This is a genomic window from Spirosoma terrae, assembly GCF_010435915.1.
Lineage (GTDB): Bacteria > Bacteroidota > Bacteroidia > Cytophagales > Spirosomataceae > Spirosoma > Spirosoma terrae.
Map to the genome: position 1 here is coordinate 80,012 of NZ_JAAFZH010000003.1, position 19,656 is coordinate 99,667.

Annotated in this window: 18 protein-coding genes; 5 read left to right on the forward strand and 13 right to left on the reverse strand. The window is 47.9% G+C overall.

Going from position 1 to position 19,656, the window contains the following annotated elements; all coding sequences use genetic code 11:
- Nucleotides 1–111 precede the first annotated feature (111 nt).
- The 4 genes from GK108_RS08295 to GK108_RS08310 all read left to right on the forward strand — a co-directional run bounded on the left by GK108_RS08295 (nucleotide 112) and on the right by GK108_RS08310 (nucleotide 4,531).
- Entirely contained in the window at nucleotides 112–1,557 is a 1,446-nt protein-coding gene (locus GK108_RS08295) for an MBL fold metallo-hydrolase RNA specificity domain-containing protein (RefSeq protein WP_163945709.1), read from the forward strand.
- Nucleotides 1,558–1,645: 88 nt separating this feature from the next.
- Nucleotides 1,646–2,599 carry an acetyl-CoA carboxylase carboxyltransferase subunit alpha gene (locus GK108_RS08300; protein WP_163945712.1) on the forward strand — a complete coding sequence of 318 codons (954 nt, stop codon included), beginning with the start codon at nucleotides 1,646–1,648 and terminating at the stop codon, nucleotides 2,597–2,599.
- 79 nt (nucleotides 2,600–2,678) lie between these two features.
- Nucleotides 2,679–3,293, forward strand: coding sequence for an HAD family hydrolase (locus GK108_RS08305; protein WP_163945715.1), 615 nt, complete (start codon nucleotides 2,679–2,681; stop codon nucleotides 3,291–3,293).
- An 86-nt stretch (nucleotides 3,294–3,379) separates the two neighbouring features.
- On the forward strand, nucleotides 3,380–4,531 hold the full coding sequence (locus GK108_RS08310) for a site-2 protease family protein (protein ID WP_163945717.1): 1,152 nt from the start codon (nucleotides 3,380–3,382) through the stop codon (nucleotides 4,529–4,531).
- Here the strand turns inward: GK108_RS08310 and radC are convergent, their stop codons facing one another.
- The 3 genes from radC to GK108_RS08325 form a co-directional block, all read right to left on the reverse strand.
- A complete protein-coding gene (gene radC / locus GK108_RS08315) occupies nucleotides 4,532–5,227 on the reverse strand; it encodes a RadC family protein (RefSeq protein WP_163945721.1) in 696 nt (231 codons plus the stop codon).
- A gap of 123 nt (nucleotides 5,228–5,350) precedes the next feature.
- A complete protein-coding gene (gene rpsT / locus GK108_RS08320; protein WP_163945724.1) occupies nucleotides 5,351–5,617 on the reverse strand; it encodes a 30S ribosomal protein S20 in 267 nt (88 codons plus the stop codon).
- Nucleotides 5,618–5,722: 105 nt separating this feature from the next.
- Nucleotides 5,723–6,121, reverse strand: a complete 399-nt coding sequence (locus tag GK108_RS08325; RefSeq protein ID WP_163945727.1) for a Dabb family protein — start codon at nucleotides 6,119–6,121, stop codon at nucleotides 5,723–5,725.
- Nucleotides 6,122–6,338: 217 nt separating this feature from the next.
- Between GK108_RS08325 and GK108_RS08330 the strand changes: the two genes are divergently transcribed.
- Entirely contained in the window at nucleotides 6,339–7,313 is a 975-nt protein-coding gene (locus tag GK108_RS08330) for a zinc dependent phospholipase C family protein (RefSeq protein WP_394366274.1), read from the forward strand.
- Between the two features lie 3 nt (nucleotides 7,314–7,316).
- Here GK108_RS08330 and GK108_RS08335 read toward each other — a convergent pair whose 3' ends face one another.
- The 10 genes from GK108_RS08335 to GK108_RS08380 form a co-directional block, all read right to left on the reverse strand.
- Nucleotides 7,317–8,201, reverse strand: coding sequence for a phosphoenolpyruvate carboxykinase (ATP) (locus GK108_RS08335; protein WP_163945733.1), 885 nt, complete (start codon nucleotides 8,199–8,201; stop codon nucleotides 7,317–7,319).
- A gap of 97 nt (nucleotides 8,202–8,298) precedes the next feature.
- Nucleotides 8,299–9,276, reverse strand: coding sequence for a GlxA family transcriptional regulator (locus GK108_RS08340; RefSeq protein ID WP_163945735.1), 978 nt, complete (start codon nucleotides 9,274–9,276; stop codon nucleotides 8,299–8,301).
- A 441-nt stretch (nucleotides 9,277–9,717) separates the two neighbouring features.
- A complete protein-coding gene (locus GK108_RS08345) occupies nucleotides 9,718–10,734 on the reverse strand; it encodes a zinc-dependent alcohol dehydrogenase (RefSeq protein WP_163945738.1) in 1,017 nt (338 codons plus the stop codon).
- 36 nt (nucleotides 10,735–10,770) lie between these two features.
- Nucleotides 10,771–11,181: a VOC family protein gene (locus GK108_RS08350; protein WP_163945741.1), complete on the reverse strand. Its 411-nt coding sequence runs from the start codon at nucleotides 11,179–11,181 to the stop codon at nucleotides 10,771–10,773.
- A gap of 39 nt (nucleotides 11,182–11,220) precedes the next feature.
- Nucleotides 11,221–13,320 (reverse strand): heparinase II/III domain-containing protein, encoded by a 2,100-nt coding sequence (locus tag GK108_RS08355; protein ID WP_163945744.1) that lies wholly within the window; start codon nucleotides 13,318–13,320, stop codon nucleotides 11,221–11,223.
- Nucleotides 13,320–13,949, reverse strand: coding sequence for an RraA family protein (locus GK108_RS08360; RefSeq protein ID WP_246224757.1), 630 nt, complete (start codon nucleotides 13,947–13,949; stop codon nucleotides 13,320–13,322). Before GK108_RS08360 ends, GK108_RS08355 begins: the two co-directional genes overlap by 1 nt.
- Nucleotides 13,950–14,026: 77 nt before the next feature.
- Nucleotides 14,027–14,728, reverse strand: coding sequence for an SDR family oxidoreductase (locus tag GK108_RS08365; RefSeq protein ID WP_163945750.1), 702 nt, complete (start codon nucleotides 14,726–14,728; stop codon nucleotides 14,027–14,029).
- A gap of 31 nt (nucleotides 14,729–14,759) precedes the next feature.
- Nucleotides 14,760–16,478, reverse strand: coding sequence for a sodium:solute symporter family protein (locus GK108_RS08370; RefSeq protein ID WP_163945753.1), 1,719 nt, complete (start codon nucleotides 16,476–16,478; stop codon nucleotides 14,760–14,762).
- A 2-nt stretch (nucleotides 16,479–16,480) separates the two neighbouring features.
- The gene (locus GK108_RS08375) at nucleotides 16,481–17,992 is read right to left on the reverse strand and encodes a glycoside hydrolase family 28 protein (RefSeq protein ID WP_163945756.1); all 1,512 of its coding nucleotides are present in this window, start codon (nucleotides 17,990–17,992) and stop codon (nucleotides 16,481–16,483) included.
- A gap of 21 nt (nucleotides 17,993–18,013) precedes the next feature.
- The gene (locus tag GK108_RS08380) at nucleotides 18,014–19,648 is read right to left on the reverse strand and encodes a glycoside hydrolase family 28 protein (RefSeq protein ID WP_163945759.1); all 1,635 of its coding nucleotides are present in this window, start codon (nucleotides 19,646–19,648) and stop codon (nucleotides 18,014–18,016) included.
- Between the last annotated feature and the right edge of the window lie 8 nt (nucleotides 19,649–19,656).

Below are 19,656 nucleotides of genomic sequence, written 5' to 3' on the forward strand. Positions count from 1 at the left end.
GGTCTATTTTGTACTTTTGCAAACTTACACAATACCGACCACCTGACTTGTGTTGAACTCCACCCTTTACGAGACATCGAACAAACGAAATCAGATTATTAAGCTGTACGCATGAAATTATCGTTTCTGGGGGCGGCCCGGCAGGTAACAGGTAGTATGTATCTGCTGGAACTGGAGGATGACTACCGCATCCTGATTGACTGTGGGTCGGATATGGAGCGACCCAAAGCAACTAGTCAATCGGGGGCCGACGAACCCGCCCCAATGAGCCCTCACATGGGATTTTTTCCGTTTGAGGCTTCAAGTATAAATGTAGTATTACTAACGCATGCTCACGTAGATCACTCGGGTAATTTGCCGAATCTCTATCGTGAGGGATATGAAGGACAAATTATTTGCACGGAACCAACCTTTGCGTTAACGAACGTACTCCTGAAAGACGCAGCATCGCTGAATCAAAAGCGAATCAATGAGCTGAATGTCAGTCGGAAACAGAAAGTGAAAGCTCGGCAGGCAAAGATGCAGCAGGACCTCTTTCTGGACAAACAGGTTCGGGAAACGATGGAGAACGTAGTGCCGATTGCCTTCAATCGTCGGTTTCGACTGACAGAAGGCGTCGATGTTACGTTCATTCCGGCCGGTCATTTGCTCGGCGCTGCCCACATCGTTATCAACGTAATGGAGAATGGGGAGCGGAAAAGTATTTGCTTTTCGGGCGATATCGGACGGAAAAACTATCCGCTTCTGGTTGATCCGGCTCCTGTTCCGGCGGTCGATTATCTGGTCTGCGAAAGTACATATGGAAATCGCTTGCATGAGAACCATATGTCGCCGGAAGATGCGCTGGCCGACATCATTCAACGCACCTGTATCGATATTCCGGGCCGACTGATCATTCCGTCTTTTAGCGTTGGACGTACGCAGGCTTTGTTGTATACACTTAACCGGCTCTATACCGAACGCAATTTTCCGCCTATCCGGGTGTTTTCTGATAGCCCGATGGCGTTTGAAAGCTCCAAAATTTATTTACAGCATATCCGAATGCTGAATAAGGAAGCCAGGGAATTTTACGAGGATAACGAAACCCTGTTTGATTTCCAGAATTTCCAGTTCCTGGAATCATCCAAGGCCAGCAAAGCTGTATCTAATTACGGGGAACCGTGCATCATTATCTCCTCATCGGGAATGGTGCAGGGCGGTCGGGTGGAATACCACGTAGCCGAGAATATCAGCAATCCTTATTCAACTATTTTGATTATCGGCTACTGCGCCGAAGGTACCTTGGGCTGGCGTTTGCTGAATGGCCAGCAAACGCTGAGCATCAAAGGAAAAGACCATCAGGTACTGGCCAATATCGAAAAAGTAGACGTATTTAGTGGTCATGGCGACCGCGACGACCTGCTGCATTTTGTGGGGGCGCAATCGCCGGAAACGCTTAAAAATATTTTCCTGGTTCATGGAGAATACGAAAGCATGGAAGCGTTTAAGGCAACGTTAGCCGAAGAAGGCTATCCGCAGGTTGTTATTCCAAAAAAAGGACAACGATTTGAGTTATAAATGATGAATGATGGGTGCTGGATGATACGTTGTGTCTGACTTACGTAGCGTATCATGTATCATTTGTCATTCATAATTCACGATTGTGATGAGAACATACCTTGATTTTGAAAAGCCTATTGCCGACCTGGAAACCCGGTTGGAAGAAACGAAAAAACTAGCCCAGAATAGTAACGTTGACGTTAGTGAAGCGGTTACCATACTGGAGCAAAGTATCGATAAACTACGTCGCGAAATCTTCCAGAATCTTACCCGCTGGCAGCGCGTTCAATTGTCCCGTCATCCAGACCGTCCCTATACACTCGATTATATTTCGCTCATGTGCGATCAGTTTATTGAGTTGCACGGCGATCGTACGGTTCGCGATGATCCGGCTATGGTGGGTGGTTTTTGTGATCTTGGCGATCAGACTGTCATGATTATTGGCCAGCAAAAGGGACGTAACACCAAACAGCGGCAGTATCGCAACTTTGGTATGCCTAATCCCGAGGGTTATCGGAAAGCGCTGCGTCTAATGAAACTGGCCGAGAAGTTTAATAAGCCAATCATTACGTTGATCGATACGCCGGGCGCTTTTCCGGGCTTAGAGGCCGAAGAGCGTGGGCAGGGCGAGGCTATTGCCCGCAACCTGAAGGAAATGTTCATGCTGAAAGTGCCCGTAATCTGTATCGTTATCGGTGAAGGTGCATCAGGTGGAGCCCTCGGTATTGCTATCGGCGATCGCGTGCTGATGCTGGAAAACACCTGGTATTCCGTGATTTCTCCCGAAAACTGCTCGACAATTCTCTGGCGCAGCTGGGATTTCAAAGAACAGGCTGCCGAAGCTATGAAGCTAACCGCTCGGGACATGGAGCTTTACAAACTGGTTGACGGCATTGTGGAAGAACCGGTAGGAGGAGCCCATAACGATCATCAGGAAATGGCCTATATCCTCAAAAAGGTAATTCTTGACGCAATCGCCGACTTAGACAAACTGACCCCTCAGGAACGTATTGATCAGCGTATTGATAAGTTCTGTTCGATGGGCGTTGTTGTTGAATAAATAAAGCTTTGTTTATGCTGGTAGTCTACATTGATTTGGCTATCAGTGTAAATAGTCAGTTATCTTAGTTTATATCCTGATGATACGTAATCTCATTTTTGACCTTGGTGATGTTATTATTCCCATCGATCTGACGGCTCCTATTCGCAATTTCGCCATTATGGCTGACGTATCAGAAGAGGAAGTGCGGGCGCTCTGGAAACAACACGATTTCATTAATCATTACGAAACAGGACTAATTGATGATTCGGCCTTTCGGGTACACGTGCGGCAATTGCTGAAGAATGATGCCTGGGCCGATGAGGTTATCGATACTGCGTGGAATACGGTGCTGTTGGATTTGCCCGTTGAACGTATTGAGCGGATCAAAGAATTAAAGAAAGAGTACCGGCTTTTCTTACTGAGCAATACCAGCCCGATCCATATCCGACGGGTCAATCAGGTGCTCGCTGGTATGGGACAGCCTACGCTGGAGGAACTCTTTGAACGCGTATTTTATTCCTATGACGTACAGTTGGCGAAGCCGTCTCCCGCTATTTATAACCATGTTTTAGCTGAAGTAGGCATAAACGCAGAGGAAACCGCTTTCTTCGACGATAACGCAGCAAACATAACGGCTGCCAAGGCGTTAGGCATACAGGCTGTCCATGTTCAGCCACCCAAAACGATTTTGGACTATTTACAAGATATGTAGCGATAGATGGATGACGTACCATCGTTTTTGACAGGTCGTACAGCATACATCATACATCATACATACTATATTATACATCAGTATACATGAGCCAGCGAACTAAAACGTACCTCCTTCATGGAGGTCTTTTTATAATTACACTGATTACCACAACAATGGCTGGGGCCGAATGGATGTTTGGTCGTTTGTTTATTCCAGTCAAAGGAATGAAACGGTTGGGTTGGGAGGAGTTTGTTGCTGGATTTCAGTTTTCGCTACCATTTCTGGCTATTCTAACGGTTCACGAATTTGGACACTATTTTACAGCCAAGGCCAATCGGGTGCGCGTTACGTTACCTTATTACATTCCGCTCTGGCTTGGTATTGGACAGAGTATCGGTACGTTAGGCGCCTTCATTCGTATTCAGGATTATATCAATAGTCGGAAAAAGTATTTCGACATTGGCATTGCTGGCCCATTGGCTGGCTTTGCACTAGCACTTGTTGTGTTATGGTATGGGTTTACGCACCTGCCACCGCCTGAATTCATATTTACCATTCATCCTGAATATCAGAAGTGGGGGCTGGCCTATGGTCAGTTCGCCTACGAAAATCTGCCTGAAGGTGGCGCGGTTGCTTTAGGCGATAACCTGCTGTTTTCGTTCTTCAAAAACTACGTTGCTGATCCGGCACGATTACCCCATCCGTATGAGATGATCCATTATCCATATCTGATGGCAGGCTATCTGGCTTTATTTTTTACGTCGCTGAACCTGATTCCAATTGGGCAGCTCGATGGCGGACATATTCTGTATGCGTTGATTGGTCGGGGTTTGTATCGTTGGGTGGCACCATCCTTGTTTATCCTGTTTGCCTTTTATGCCGGTTTGGGTCTATTCAAGCCGTCGGATTTCGCGGTTCCTACCGACGAAGCGTTTTTCTCCGAACTCGGTAATTTCGGACTGTATATTGTTTTCTTATATCTGGCTTTTTCCCGAATCAGCGAGAACCGTACCACATCGTGGCTTATTACGTTAAGCGTTGTGGCCGCTCAGTTAGTGTTTTCCTGGATTAGACCGGATTGGGAAGGCTATTCCGGGTTTCTTGTTTTTGTATTCGTGCTTGGCCGCTTTCTGGGTATTTACCATCCTGAAACGGAGCTTCAGGAGCCTCTGGATGCCAAACGTAAACTATTGGGCTGGTTGGCTCTGGTTGTTTTTGTGCTGTGTTTCAGTCCCAAACCTTTCTTGTTCTCCTGATTACAGAATGCCTTCATCGGCAAAACTGAAGTAGGCTTTATCAGTAAAAATAACGTGATCGAGAACCGGGATTTCCAGCAGTTTTCCGGCTTCTTTGAGTTTTCGGGTCAACTCTTTGTCGGCCTGTGATGGTTGCAGATTGCCAGAGGGGTGATTATGCAGCAGAATGATGGCTGAGGCCAGGTGCTCGAGCGCCTGCTTGAAAATAATTTTGGCATCGGCAACTGTGCCTGATACGCCACCCGTACTGATCTGTATAGGCCGTAGCACTTCATTGGCCCGATTCAGCAGTACGATCCAGAACTCTTCGTGGGGTTTATCCAACAGATGGGGAATCATCTCATTATAAACATCGCGGGAACACGTAATGCGGGCTCGTTGTGGACGATCCTGTTCTTTGCGTCGGCGTCCTAATTCCAGCGCTGCCACAATGCTGATGGCCTTTGCTTCGCCAATTCCTCTAAATTTTGAGAGATCCTTGATACTCAGTTTGGCTAATTCATTGAGATTGTTGCCAACACTTTTAAGGATAATTCTAGCGACGTCGACGGCTGTTAAGTCAACGGTGCCTGAGTTGATCAGTATAGCAATTAGTTCAGCCTCAGAAAGGGCTGCTTTGCCTTTCAGCATCAATTTTTCGCGTGGGCGATCTTCTTCGGCCCAGCTTTGGATGGTGCCTGAAGTGGTGTAATCCATGAAAACGAGTCGGTTACGGTGGTAATTTTCGTTCCCAAGGTGCATAAAAAAACCTTATCTGCAAAAAGATAAGGTTTCTTAAATGATAAATTCGTTACTTAATGATCTGAACTTCGTCTGGCACTAAGCAGAAGCTTGTTTCAAACCGTTTACCAGACGAGCCAGTTTCGATTTGTTGTTAGCTGCTTTGTTTTTGTGAATAATGTTGCGTTTTGCAAGTTTATCCAATGCAGAAGAAACAGATTTGAATAGCTCAACGGCCATTACGTGGTCGGTGGTGGTACGTAGTTTTTTCACCATGTTCCGAGTCGTTACGTGCTGATAACGGTTCAACAACCGCTTCTTTGCGCTAGACCGGATTGCTTTTTTTGCTGACTTATGGTTTGCCATTTGTATGTATTGTGAAAATCGTTGTCGCGATAAGAGGGCGCAAAAATAAGAAATTCGGCAGAGAAAACAAATGATCTCTACCGAATTTCTATAAGTTTCACCGAATTATTGCCGAATATCAGCGTTGACGATCAAGGTTTTATCCCATACTCCTTGATTTTGTTCAACAAACTGTTTGTAGGCGTCGCTTTGTTCGAAGGCTCGGATGTCAGCTTCACTCTGAAATGTTAAATAGTGAACCACATCATAGTCTGAAACTGCCTGATTCGGCAAGATCGTCTTGCCGGACGCATAATTAACGATTTGTGGTATATCGTGCTTTAGAGTCGCAAAACCATTCATATGCTTCTCTACAGCAGCCGTTTCAACGTCTTTTTTAAATTTAATGCATACGATTTGCTGTTTTTGAGCTTTTCTAGTCGGTGTGTAGGCACCATAGATTGTCAAAGCAAAGGCACACATCAGCACAACAATTAGGGCATAACCCCGAGACTTAGCATTCATGATTATTCGTATTTTGTTCTTTATTTAGAATATTATTCTGTTTATCATGGCTGAATTTTAAAATAGTTAAATTAATTACTATTTAAGTACCATGTTTTATCAAAACTACAATAGAAATATTTGGTTTCCTGTTTGCTGCATTTTTTTTGTGGGAAGTTTACTGAATGGTATCGCTAGTAGAGCAGAACAAGTGCCGGAGAAAAGGCAATTGACTCCGATGCTTTCGCGGAAAAATACTATTCAGAGAGATGAACAACCTAGCAATACGTTGGCGTGTCGACTTGTCTGGGGTTTCTATGCCCATCAGCAGATAAATCGTCTGGCTGTGTTTACATTGCCGGTCGAGATGATTGCCTTTTTCAAAAAACATATCGTTTTCCTGACCGATAATGCTGTGAATCCCGATAAACGCCGGTATGCTGTAGTAGGTGAGGCTCCGCGACATTTTATTGATCTTGACGCCTATGCTGATACGTCGTTCACGACATTACCTCGGTTTTATAAAGAGGCCGTTAATCGTTACGGAGAAGATACGTTGGCCTTACATGGCATTGTACCCTGGCAAATTCAGTTGACGAAATATCAGCTCACAGAAGCGTTCAAACAACGTAACGTTCGCCGTATTTTACGAGTGGCCGCCGATCTGGGGCATTATATCGCAGATGCTAATGTACCGCTTCATACAACCCGTAATTACAACGGACAGCTAACCAATCAACAGGGTATCCACGGTTTTTGGGAATCGCGTCTGCCTGAACTCTTCAGTGTCGATTACGATTTTTTAACCGGTCAGGCCGAGTACGTGTATTCGCCACAAAAAGCCGCCTGGAAAGCTGTTTTCAAAGCAAATGCAGCCCTGGATTCAGTGTTACGATTTGAGCAGGCACTGACTGACGAAGTTGGCGAAGGGAAAAAGTATAGTTTTGATGAGAGAAATGGCGTTACGTCAAAAATGTATGCTTCCGATTTTTCGCGGTTGTATCACGAACGACTGCAAGGGCAGGTTGAGCGACAAATGCGGGCATCGGTCAAAATGGTGGGCGATTTCTGGTATACCTGTTGGGTCGACGCTGGCCAGCCTGATTTAAGAATGCTGGCAAACTATGAACCCACCGACCAGGAAAAGCGCGAGGAGGTCGAAGAGCAAAAAAGCTGGCTGAAACGGTTATTTTCGGTAAGACCCGAAGAATAGGTTTTAGAATGAATTAACCCATTCTTCCAGTAAACTGAACGTGGCTTTCCGTTTCATTTGTGTAAGCCGGGCCGATCGGGCAATGGAAATCGCATCCTGGAAATGTTTTGGCAGATAGGATGGCTTTACTAATTGCTTGGGTAGTGGAAAATGCCTGATAAGCTCTACCGGCGCATGTAGTGGGTTAATGACCCCATCTGCTATACGCGATTTTGGCGGATACAGGAGAGTGATTTCACGTAGCGGAATTGGCTGGTTAGGGAATTTGTCAAATGGCTGGTTTACCAGATATTTCGTAGCTCCCTCAAAAGAAGGTTCAAGAACCAAATTGTTGATACCCAGACCATCAATCGTTGCCTGCCAGATTTTATACTGACCAAACGCTGGAATGACGTGTGCTTTATTATCGATGAGTTGAATAGCCACTAAATCATCGCTTAAAACAATATGTCCAGCTTTGGCAAAGGCGGCTGCTGTTGTTGATTTTCCAGCGCCTGGTATTCCCAGAAAAACTAATGCCTCATCGCCAACCTGAACGGCGCTACCATGTAGCAGAAATAATCCTCTCTGAAATAATGTAAGGCCAATTACTTCACTAAGAAGAAAAAGACGTAGTGTTCCTTCGTCAGCACCGAGATTCTGATAGTCAATTCGTTTTCCTTCCGATGACTTGAAACGACCGATTCCGGCCCAGTTAAGCAAAAAGTCCTGGTTTGATAGGCCAAACTTAGCCTGTACTCCCCGCCTATAAATACGAGTTTGCTGATTCGCTTTTTCGGGAACTAGGTTTTCAGAAATTACAATGTCGACAGGTGTAGACGATGGCTGAAGAACTGTATCGAATGAAATGTCTGATTGAAGAGTGAGGCCAAACGCCCAGTAATTCATAAGTGTTGATACTAAAGTAAATAGAGATCAAAAAAACGATACGTATTCTGACGGAGTTGATATTGACGAACCAGAAGAAATAAACAAACAGATTTACTTAATTTAGTGATGCCTTATTGTATTTATTTCTGTAGTCGATAGGCGAAATACCAGTTATTTTTTTGAAGACAGTTCTAAAGGCTTTTGTGTCGTTATAGCCAACATCGTACATGAGTTCATTAATTGTTTTCATGCTGGTTTCAAGCCCTTTTTTGGTTGCCTCTATTTTTACACGCTGAATGTATTCTGAAATTGTGTTGGAGGTCGCTTTTTTGAATCTCCTTTCAAAATTTCGCCGTCCAATCGCAAACATAGAAGCTAATTGATCGACCGTTATTTTTTCCTGGAAGTTTGCTTCAATAAATTCCTGTGCCTTTTTAATAGATTCATCTTCATGACTTTTCTGCCCCTGAAAAATAGTGAAAGGAGATTGACTTTCCCGATCAATTTCAATCGCAAAGACTTTGGCTGCTAGAATGGCGATATCCCGCCCCGCATATTTTTCGATCAGGTATAAAATCAAATTCAGGTAGGAGAACGCTCCCCCGCTTGAATAGATGCCTTGTTCGTCGGTTATAATCTTTTCAGTAACCAGATCTACATCTGGAAACATCTGTCGGAACGTATTGGTCGCCATCCAGTGCGTAGCACATTTGCGCCCTTTCAATAGGCCCGTTGATGCCAGTAAGAATGCTCCCAGACATAAACTGGCAACTTCTGAGCCACTTTTGTATTGCTTTATAATCCACGGAACGAAATCTCGATTAATTTCCAGAGCGCTTGTGATCTCGCCATCCAGGGCGGGTATAATGATCAGGTCAGTCCTCTCTACATCGTTGATTGTTACGTCCGTATTAACCGTAAATAATCCCCCGCTTAACTTGGTTTCTTTTGACAGGCCTACCAGTTGTACCTTAAAGAGGGGCTGTTGCCCTTTTACTTTAAAGAACTCGTTTACCTGCGTCATAAGTTGGCGGGACCCTTCTAAACTCCCTAAAATGGCACCTTCCGGGACTAGAATTGATATATGCTTCATAATTCAAAAATACAAAAAGAATCAGCATATGCAAGCTTAAGGAATATCTTTCTTGTAGAGGTTTTTGGTTGATATTTTGTTCTGAAAAAAGATATTATTTGGCCGATTGATTGTCTGGGAAATTATATCTGAATTTATGATTGTTTTGGGTTTTCTAATTATGATAAAAGTAAATGTTTTTAAAAGAATTATTTTTTTTTGGAAAATTATTTTTGATTTAATTTATTGAAATAGTTGATTTTTGAGGAAATTTCACTATCGTATTGTTGGATTATTTGATAAGTAATTTATAGGATTTCTTTTAAATATTTATTGCTTTTTCTTGTTTATTAATCAGAAAAGCCAACCGATTTATCGGTTGGCTTTTCTGATTAATTTTATTGCATATTTTTTTGGAGAATATCAACTTTGTCAAAGTTCAAAACTTTGACAAAGTTAAATCTAATCAGTACACTGAAGTAAATACTTCAAGCCTGCTGGATTATTATCGATGGTCTCAAAGACAGATTGAATGGCGTCTAGTGGCGAAATTTGGGTAATAAATTGATCGAGAGGGAGCTCATCTGAAGCTGCCAGGGTTATCGCTTCGTCAAAATCTTCGGGTTCATAAACACGCGTGCCAATCAGCTGTAGTTCCCGCCAGAAAAAACGGAAGAGATCGACAGGCCTTGGTTCGCTGTGAATCGCAACCATCACAATCCGACCGCGTGCCCGTGCCAGCTGTGTCATGGTTTGTACACCCGCAGTCACCCCCGATACTTCAAAAACGACATCGGCCATCGCGCCCTTGGTAAACACTTCGACTTCCTTAACTACATCAGTAGCTGTTGGATTTACAGCCGCTAAACCCAGTTCCTGACATAAGGCTACCCGAGTTGCATTCGGTTCAGAAATGAGCACGTTAGCACCTTTGTGGCGAGCAACGAGCGCGATCAGCACGCCAATCGGTCCACCGCCAATGATTACCGCATTTTCGCCAGCCTGTAATCGACTGAGCCGAACATCATGACAGGCCACAGCCAGTGGTTCGGTTAAAGCGCCAAGCTGAAGAGACATTGTTTCGGGTAAGCGGTGCAGGGTATAGGCCGGTACGTTCCAGTACGTTTGCATGCCGCCGGGTGTGTCGATACCAATGAATTTGAGGTTTTTGCCAATGTGCCGCTGCCCATTGTCCGATGGGTCATCGGCTCCGGGCTGTAGTGGTCTTACGGACACCTTATCACCAACTTGCCAGCCCGAAACATCGGGCCCCAGCTCAGCGATTTCGGCCGACACTTCGTGTCCGATCACTTGCGGCATCTGAACCCGATGGTCCATTTTGCCATGATAAATATGAATGTCGGTGCCGCAGACCCCACAATAGGCCACTTTTAACCGAACCATACCGGGAAGAACTGGCTCTGGCTGACTCGATTTTAATTCAAATGTTTGATTACCAGAATAAAATGCCGCTTTCATAGTGTTAAACGTAAATGAGCGAAAGAGAGAATGAGCTTACTGAATGGTAGTCGCTCGTTGAAGAATTTGTAGCATATTTCCTTCTGGATCGAAGAAATTGCGGACACGACCGCCACCAATCGCGTTGGTCAATTCACCGCCCCAGGTTACCCCGTGCGAGTCGAGCCAGCGAATCGCCTGATCGATGTCGGCGACACGTAACGCTACGTGCGACCAGCCGGGAGTCCACGTAGTACGCATGGGACGTAGCGTTTGATCTTTCGGCATGATTTCCAGTAGGGTTTGGTCGGGGGCACGTAGCATCCAGACCGGTTGGAGCGGTCCGACGGGTTGGTGGCGAAACCAACGCTGGTAACCAAGTACCTCACAGTACCAGTTGGTTAGCGATTCTACATCATCGGCGGCAACGGCAGGATGATCGACGCCCAGAAAAAGGGATTCGTTCATAAAGAGAAAGTAAGGGTTTTCGAGAGTTGAGTTGTAGGCTTACAGTGACTGGCTGGTGATGTCAAGAGTGAAACGTCCTTCGTTTTCAGTCAGGGTATACGTCTTTTTATTGATCGTCAGAATGAGCGATACGTCGTCTTCGTAAGAACCCGACAATTGAATGAAAGCGCCTGGTTTATAGACCGTCCATTGGTTTGCGTCAGCCTGCATTTCCCAATGATTAATTGCTGTATGATCGTCAGCCGCCAGAATATGTAGCTTGTTGAGGCTGGTTGTTTTTTGAGAGGCTGTGTGACGGAAAAGCAACCCGCTTCCAGGCCGTCCTTCTCCTTGTTGAGCCGGTTCAGGGTGATAGGCATCGTGCAGATAGGCATAAATAGGACCTGCTAATGTTGCCTGACCAATATGCCAGAGTTTTAGCCCCGTCTGGTGACGATACATCGTCAGACTATTTCCTTCTGTCTGAATAATGGATTCGCCGTTCCGATTATTCAGGAGCCAATTCCAGACGGTACGTACGGGTTCACTGGCCTGAATGCGGTCGATCACGAACGTAATGTGAGCGCCAGCCTGAATCCAGCAACGTGTAAACTCCTGAATGGGTGGGCCATAGGAAGCCGCTACTTCCGATACAACCAACGATACGTCATCAACGCGCTGGACGGTAAGCAGTCGACCACCTCGCTCAACAGCGGGGCCAACAGAACCATCAGGGCGAATCTGCCGTCGAGCCAATACGTTACGTTGCTCGAGCAGTTTGATTTTTGCGAGGTCTTCCTGCAAACCCAGCGTATCCTGTTCGAGCAAAAACGTGCAGGTATTATGCGTTTGGGTAGCGCATTCCAGTCCGTGAATCAGGTTGCGGTAACAGCTGTGGCCAGGGTCGACCAAAAGTCGTTCGCGGTTATACACCAGCATGAAACTGTTCAGATCGCCCTGCAAATGTCCGGGAGCATAAACGCCATCGGCATTCCCTCCCTGAATGGCTAGTACAGATTGCCCATTCCAGTCGTCACGTACCAATACGTTGCCATTTGAGAACGAAACCGTTAGCGGCAAATTGGTATCGACTGGCGAAATGGCCCTGGGCGAACGTAGCAATAGGGGCAATGTCAGAAACCCCCAGTCGTTTACCATCCCAAACGTAGCAAGATCGTGCGGCCCCTGGGTCGGCTCAGGTTCGTAATATTCCTGAAAAAGCCAACGGGCTAATCCTGCCTGGACGGAATCAATAGAGCGAGCCGCTACGTGTAGCAGTAAGTCACCTGAGGGACGAAACAAAGCGGCTGAGTCGTTGAAATTTACGGCTCGCGCCCGTGGTGAATCGCCCCAGCCAGGCATTGGCTTCCGATAGAGCATGCTCTGCGCCATCCAGTTCATTCCACGTCCATACGCATCAACAGCCAGTTGACAGGCCAGATCTGGATATGAACGTATCAGTGATTCATAAGCCAGCATCAGTGCATTAGCCAGATAGTTGCCGTATTGCAGCGATTCGCCGTACGATCCATCGGGCTGGAAAGCCTGGGCCATACGTACTAGGTCGGGAAGTAGTTCGATGAGCAACGCTTCGTCTCCCAGAGCCGCTGAAGCCACCAGGGCGCCGGATGCCATAATAGCCCGCCAGTTAGCTAAATGCGCATTTTTAGTTAGCCAGCGCTGGCAGAGAACAACTCCCTTTTCGTGTAGTGCCTCGCGAACGTCCGTTCGTTCCGTTTCCGTGAAGACCTCGCCCGCTAAGGTCAGCACGGCCGATACACCCCAGCAAACGTGCGCTGTTTCCAGATGCCCCGTAAAAGGCTCGGTATGATTACGAAACCAGGGACCAACCCACTCGGTTGTGGGTAATCGGGCAATCTGGAGCGTCGTATATCGGAGCCACGAAGCCAGCGCATCGGTCGGTTCGAGCGCGTACTGCATGGCCGCATCCGACAGATATTCAGCCGCCGGATACCACCAGCCTAACGCGGCTTTAACAGGCTCCGAACTCTCGGTCTGAAGTCCCGGCGTGGCCAGCCGTTGCGTCACGCGCAGTGCCAACGCCCGTCTGAACTGTTGGATAACGGTGTCGTTGCTAGACAGAATGGCGGACTTTTCGGCTTCGGTCAGAAACAAGGCTGCTGTTTTTATGGCTTCCATCAGAAATACCCTCCGTTGCGGACAACCTCGGTTGGTGTCATGCCGCTTTCGACCATTTCCTTGATGCCTTCTTCTTTGTGAACGATCTTTTCAGCAGCGATCAGCACATCATATGCAATCGCTTGTGGGATCGCAATAACCCCGTCGATGTCGCCGAAAATCCAGTCGCCGGGCCGCACGATGACTTCACCGATCTGTACCGGTTTCTGGTAATAGTACATCCGGAAACGACCGAGCATTCCGGTGCTGGTTTTATACTTGTGAAAAACCGGAAAGTTCAGGTCCAGAATGGCTTTGGTATCGCGAATGCCGTTGATGAGCGCCCCCCGACATCCGGCCTTGAGTGCGGCCATGGTCATGACTTCGCCCCATTGCGAGGTAACCGTATCGCCCGTACAATCCCAGATCACAACCGAATCCTGATGTAAGTCTTCGAGCATCTGCGCCCGCATTTCAAATTCACCATCCGTGGTAATGTCGGGCCCTCCTTTGACGGTAAAAGCCATACCGGCCATTTTCATTTCTTCGCGCAGCGGAGCAAAAGCTGACGGTAAACTGGAGGCATGAGAACCATAATTGAAACGCAGTACGTCATTGATCGCGCCAGAATACAGCTGTAGATAACGCATCCGCATTTCTGACACTGGAATAGGGAAGGGGGGGACGACCGTTTTGTCGTCGGGTTGGTGTTTTCCGTTGGATTTCATTATTGTGCCAGAAATTTCATGTTGTCAAAATTGATTTCGCGAATGAGGACGTAATCCGGCTGGTTGAGTACGAACAGAATGACCCGTGCTACGTCTTCTACTTTCAGGAATTTTTCGCGCGCTACGTTGCGGTCGCCCCAGTAGTTGCTGTCGGTTGGACCCGGATTCACATCCGTAACCCGAATGCCTTCTTTCAGTACCTGATCGGCTAACCCGCTGCTGAGCCCACGGGCGCCAAACTTAGACGCGCAGTAAACCGGTGCCGTGGGGTTGGTCCGTTGTCCGCCCATCGAAATAACGGTTACGATATGCCCCTGTTTTCGCGGTTTCATGTGTTTGAGGGCTTCACGGTTGCAGAGGAAAACGCCACGCATATTGATGGTAATCATTTGTTCGTACGTCTCCAGATCGGTCGTGGACAGATCGGTTGTGGTTAAGCCAATCCCCGCGTTGTTGAGCAGAATATCAACCGGGCCGAAGATTTCCTGGCAGGCGGTGAAGCCCGCTACTACGTCGGCTTCCTGACTCACATCGCCTTTAAACGAGCGAAGGTTTTCGTGATTTACTTCGTCGGCTAATTGATGGGTTCGGCTGAAGTCAAAAACCCTGGCACCCTGATCCAGCAAAGCAATGGCGGTTGCTTTTCCAATGCCACTGGAGGCACCGGTGATGAAGATGACTTTATTCTGTAAATAATTCATAGTCAGATCAGATCGCTTATGTCGTTTTACGTTAATGATTGTTGACTGCCGTGTCGGCAGGCTGTTGTTGCTGTGTTACGTTAGTAGATGAGGCAGCGGAAAGCGGTCGGCTGGCTCGATACCACATCAGCCACGATAGTAGCAGGCAGAGCAGTCCGGCTCCTATTGCCACCTGGCCGCTGGTTTCGCTGAGTGATGGGATGCTCATGGCCATAAACAGAATGCCGGTTACAACCAGAGCCACGGCATACAGCCGGTTCATGGTCTGCATGAAGCCCGGATTTTCGGCGGGTTTCTCGGCTTCGGTCAGCGGAGTACTTAAGCGACGAAAGAACGATTCAACACGCTGACGATACGTAGCGCTTTGCTGAACAAGGACCCCCGATAGTAGGAATACGACCACGCAGGCAACAATTTCGATGAGCGTGGCCCATTCCCACGAAACCTGCGGCATCGAATTAAGCGCCAGTCCTAGAACTACCCCGATAATCAACGTAGCAAAGGCCCCCCAGGGCTGCGGCCGTTTCAGTACGATACCCAGCACGAGCGGTAAGGTCATTGGTATGGCGAACAGGCCCGTAAAGAGTTTATTGGCTTCAAACGCTCCCCCGAAACCACCGACGTAGAGCGCGCCAATCGTGATGAGGCCGCCCAGCACCAGTGTCATCAATCGACCTACCCAAAGCATTTCTTTGTCTGTTGCATTGGGGTTAAACAGACGCTGGTAAATGTCGCGCGTCAGAACGCCTGCCGTTACGTTGTATTCGCCACTCAATACCGACATGGTAGCGGCAAACATGGCGGCCACCATCAAACCCATAATTCCGGCTGGAAGCAACTTCAGACAAACACTGACGTAGGCCATTTCGGGGTTTTCCAGATTCGGAATCAGGGCTTTGGCCGCAATGGATGGAAAGAGAAAAATAACGGGAAAGAGAAAGAAAAATACCGCCGTCAGCATCCCCTGTTTCTGGCTGGCTTCCTCATCGCGGACGCTGTAGAACCGTTGAATGAAGGTCCAGTTGCCGCTGTATTTCACCAGAATCATCAGGTAATAGACCGTCATGTACAACGGCATGCCTTTGGGGCCATTGAGCCAGGTGAAATGATCGGGAATGGTGGCCATCATCTTGGGTAAACCACCCGCAGCCTGGATGGTCAGCGGCACCAGAATCAACGTAGCAACAATCAGAATAATGAACTGTACTACGTCGGTTACGACGACTGCCCACAGACCGCCAACTACCGTATAAAGTGCCACAATAATTCCACAGGCCAGAATCGACGCTTCGAGCGAGAGACCCGTGGCGGCTTTCACAAACAGGCCGAGCGCGTACAACCGAACCATGTTGTCCAGAATTTTGAACAGCACACCCATCCAGGAAAACGTCTGACGAACGGGGGCGTTGAAGCGGGTTTCCAGAAACTCCATCGGCGTCATGATGCCCGCCCGACGCCAGCGTTTGGCAAATACGGCCACCCCCACCAGCGCAGGCAAAACCGTACTCCAGATCAGCGTCAGGGCCACAAATCCGTGCTGGTACGCAATGCCCGCGTACGCTACGAAAATGAACGTACTGAATTTGGTCATGAAGTTGCTGATTGCCCCCGACACCCACGGAATGGCGTTGCCACCTTTGAAATAGTCGCCTATGTTTTTGACGAATTTGCCCAGAAACAACCCGATGCCTGCCATCAGAAGCATATAGATGGCAATGGCCCAGTAATCCAGTTGTTGAAGCGTCTGCATGGTTAGTTTGATTTAGGAAGGTTAGGTGAATTGCGAACGTTTTTAAGCTGCACCACTTCCGATACGTTCGGACTGGGTTTTGCTTTTAAACCGATGATTTCCAGCGTATCGACGTCATCCGCAACAATAGCCGACCGGTTTTCGTCGTCGGCATAATCGAGTGCAATATTGTCCAGCGATATGTTCTTGCCGTGCCGGATATAAAATCCATAAGCGGGTAACCGACCGAACATTTCACCACGCGGATAGGCGTCGATTTTCTCCGGTACGGTATGGTTGACAGCGGGTGGTGCAATGGGTACTGGTTTTCGCGTGTCATCATCGCTCAGTAAGGGTTTATTGCTGCCATCGAACCGAAGCCGGATTTGTTTCAGGGTTATATTTTCGACCAGAAAGCCCGGAATACCGGTAATTGAGCAGCCATAGCCGCCAATCCGAGTGCCTTGCACATTTTCAATGAGAATATCCTTCAGGATTCCCGTAGCGGCTTTAGCATTTTTTCGGTACGTCCGGTTGCGGGCACCCAGCCGAAGGAAAATGGCGGTTCCTTTTACGTTGCGAACCGATATATTCGAGATGTTGATCCGTTCGATACGGGCACCGTCTACCGTCATGATACTGATCGCATCGACCCGCGTATCGAATACGGTACAATTCTGAACGGTGATATCTTCAAACGCTCCGCTCGTTTCCGTGCCGATCTTGATACCCGAGGCATTGGTACTGACAATGCAGTTCGTAATGGTAATATCCCGACAACTCTCGTTGGGGGACAGACTTTTCAGGCAGATACCGTCGTCGCCACTGGTAATGAAGCAATTGGACACACGCACAACCTGACAATCGACCAAATCCATCCCATCGGTGTTACGTCCTTTGGCATCGGCATGGCGCGATTTTTCAATGTCTTTGTTTTCGCGGCTATCGACCGTAATGCCGTCAATAACCATGTTTCGGCACGACTGGTAAAACTGGACCCACGACCCCGAATTGCGCAGCGTAACGTCGCGTACCTGTACGTTCTCACAGTTTCGGAAATGGAGTATCCGGGGGCGGCCGCTAAACGAAGGCGACAAATACGGGCCGTTAAAGTCGTCGCCCCGCCCGTCTATCGTGCCCCGTCCGGCAATCGAAATGTTGTGCGCTTCTTCGGCGTAAATGAACATTTTATCCGTCACCAGATCTCCGCCGTAGGTCGGATATTTTGAGGGGGTAATCGGATAGTCGGCCACGTTGGCGCTTCCGAGCAACGTAGCACCGGCTTCGAGGTAGAGCGTTACGTTGCTTTTCAGATAAATCGTACCCGACAGAAACGTACCGTTGTGCAGATAAACCTTTCCTCCTCCGGCTGCATGACATTGATCAATAGCCGTTTGAATGGTTTTCGTATCCATCGTTTTGCCGTCACCTTTCGCTCCAAACGCAAAAGCATCCCATACACCCGTCGGTTTTTGGCTAAAACCAGATGTCGTGAGCGTCAGGAAGAGGAAAAAGATGTTGATCAGGTTATTCATGGTAAAAGCGGGTTTGGCCGATTACTGTATCGTTCCGGATTCCTTGACCGTTGATTTTAAGGTTGGGTTTTCAAAAACGCAGGATTGTTTCGATTGGCTCAACGTATTATTGGTCAGAGCAATAGCGGATGATTTTTCGCCGTAAACAGACACGAACGAGGCAACGGCTGCCGTTGGCCGGGAGTCCGCAATCGTTACTCGTTGGGCATTGATGAGCCGGATCAATTCCGGTGTTTGGACTACGCTCTGCGCTTTTAAACCCAGCATGTCGAGTTCTTCAACGTCATCGAAAACCAGTGCCGGACGCAGATCGTCTTTCACGAAACGCAATTGCACCTGATCGAACGTAACGTTTCGGGCGTGACGAACGTAGAAGCCGTAGGCAGGTAACGTAGCGCCGAACATCGTTCCGACCGGATAGGCATCGGCTTTCTCAGGAACGGGCGTTGATTTACCATCAGTGATGCCGCCTTCAAACATAAAGTTCAGGTTACGTAGCACTACGTTCTCGACCGGATACTCACTAAGACCCGTAACCGAACAGCCCAGCGCGGCCAGCCGACTTCCCTGAATATTTGAGATAATTACGTCCTGAAGAGCCGGTTTATTGACGACGGTGTTTGCTCCGTATTTCTTGTTTCGCGTGTTCAGCCGAACAAAAATGCCCGAACGTTTGATGTTTCGCAGGCTGATATTCGAAAACGTGACGCGCTTTATCTGAGCCCCATCAACGCTCATGATCGCTAATCCATCGCCCCACGTGTCGAATACGGTACAGTTTTGCACCACAATATCTTCGATACGTCCGGCGGTTTCTGTGCCGATCTTGATGCCACTGGCACCAGCGCTGACGACGCAGTTGGTAATGGTAATATCTCGGCAAGCTTTATCGGGAGAAAAGCTTTTCAGGCAGATGGCATCATCACCACTGGTAATGAAACAGTTGGAAATACGAACGAACTCACAATCGACCAAATCCAGGCCGTCGGTATTGCGGTGCTTCACGGCGTGTTCCCGATTCGGATTCTCAACGTCTTTGTTTTCCCGACTATCGACCGTAATGCCATCGATCACCAGATTTTTGCAGGCCTGATAGGTCTGTACCCAGGAGGCCGAGTTCTGAAGCGTTACGCCTTTGATCTGCACATTCTGGCAACCCCGAATATGAAGTATGCGCGGACGATATTTGAACGAAGGCCGCAGATAGGGATCGTTGGGGCCACGATTGTCGAGTAAATCGCCACGTCCGTCAATAATTCCCCGCCCGTCGATGCTGATGTTTTGGACGTTTTCGGCGTAAACAAGTGCTTTGCTGGTTAGCGGATTTTCATCGTAAGTCGGGTAGTCCGAAGCCTGATCCGGGAAATCCGTCGCTTTGGTGCTTCCGAGCAACGTAGCACCGGCTTCGAGGTAGAGCGTTACGTTGCTTTTCAGATAAATCGTACCCGATAGAAACGTACCATTGTGCAGATACACTTTCCCCCCTCCGGCTGCATGGCAATGGTCAACAGCTATCTGAATGGCTTTTGTATCCATCGTTTTGCCATCGCCTTTCGCGCCCGTGCTGAAGACGTCCCAAACACCGAGTGGTTTCTGAGCGAAGCCGCTGGTCAGAATCGAGAGCCAGAGAAGAAGAATTTTAACTGTGTAATTCATCGTGAATG

What these genes read in the sequence shown, in the direction of transcription:
- GK108_RS08295 (WP_163945709.1), top strand. Translation starts at nt 112, where the DNA reads ATGAAATTATCGTTTCTGGGGGCGGCCCGGCAGGTAACAGGTAGTATG.
- GK108_RS08300 (WP_163945712.1), top strand. Translation starts at nt 1,646, where the DNA reads ATGAGAACATACCTTGATTTTGAAAAGCCTATTGCCGACCTGGAAACC.
- GK108_RS08305 (WP_163945715.1), top strand. Translation starts at nt 2,679, where the DNA reads ATGATACGTAATCTCATTTTTGACCTTGGTGATGTTATTATTCCCATC.
- GK108_RS08310 (WP_163945717.1), top strand. Translation starts at nt 3,380, where the DNA reads ATGAGCCAGCGAACTAAAACGTACCTCCTTCATGGAGGTCTTTTTATA.
- radC (WP_163945721.1), bottom strand. Translation starts at nt 5,227, where the DNA reads ATGGATTACACCACTTCAGGCACCATCCAAAGCTGGGCCGAAGAAGAT.
- rpsT (WP_163945724.1), bottom strand. Translation starts at nt 5,617, where the DNA reads ATGGCAAACCATAAGTCAGCAAAAAAAGCAATCCGGTCTAGCGCAAAG.
- GK108_RS08325 (WP_163945727.1), bottom strand. Translation starts at nt 6,121, where the DNA reads ATGAATGCTAAGTCTCGGGGTTATGCCCTAATTGTTGTGCTGATGTGT.
- GK108_RS08330 (WP_394366274.1), top strand. Translation starts at nt 6,339, where the DNA reads ATGCTTTCGCGGAAAAATACTATTCAGAGAGATGAACAACCTAGCAAT.
- GK108_RS08335 (WP_163945733.1), bottom strand. Translation starts at nt 8,201, where the DNA reads ATGAATTACTGGGCGTTTGGCCTCACTCTTCAATCAGACATTTCATTC.
- GK108_RS08340 (WP_163945735.1), bottom strand. Translation starts at nt 9,276, where the DNA reads ATGAAGCATATATCAATTCTAGTCCCGGAAGGTGCCATTTTAGGGAGT.
- GK108_RS08345 (WP_163945738.1), bottom strand. Translation starts at nt 10,734, where the DNA reads ATGAAAGCGGCATTTTATTCTGGTAATCAAACATTTGAATTAAAATCG.
- GK108_RS08350 (WP_163945741.1), bottom strand. Translation starts at nt 11,181, where the DNA reads ATGAACGAATCCCTTTTTCTGGGCGTCGATCATCCTGCCGTTGCCGCC.
- GK108_RS08355 (WP_163945744.1), bottom strand. Translation starts at nt 13,320, where the DNA reads ATGGAAGCCATAAAAACAGCAGCCTTGTTTCTGACCGAAGCCGAAAAG.
- GK108_RS08360 (WP_246224757.1), bottom strand. Translation starts at nt 13,949, where the DNA reads ATGCGTTATCTACAGCTGTATTCTGGCGCGATCAATGACGTACTGCGT.
- GK108_RS08365 (WP_163945750.1), bottom strand. Translation starts at nt 14,728, where the DNA reads ATGAATTATTTACAGAATAAAGTCATCTTCATCACCGGTGCCTCCAGT.
- GK108_RS08370 (WP_163945753.1), bottom strand. Translation starts at nt 16,478, where the DNA reads ATGCAGACGCTTCAACAACTGGATTACTGGGCCATTGCCATCTATATG.
- GK108_RS08375 (WP_163945756.1), bottom strand. Translation starts at nt 17,992, where the DNA reads ATGAATAACCTGATCAACATCTTTTTCCTCTTCCTGACGCTCACGACA.
- GK108_RS08380 (WP_163945759.1), bottom strand. Translation starts at nt 19,648, where the DNA reads ATGAATTACACAGTTAAAATTCTTCTTCTCTGGCTCTCGATTCTGACC.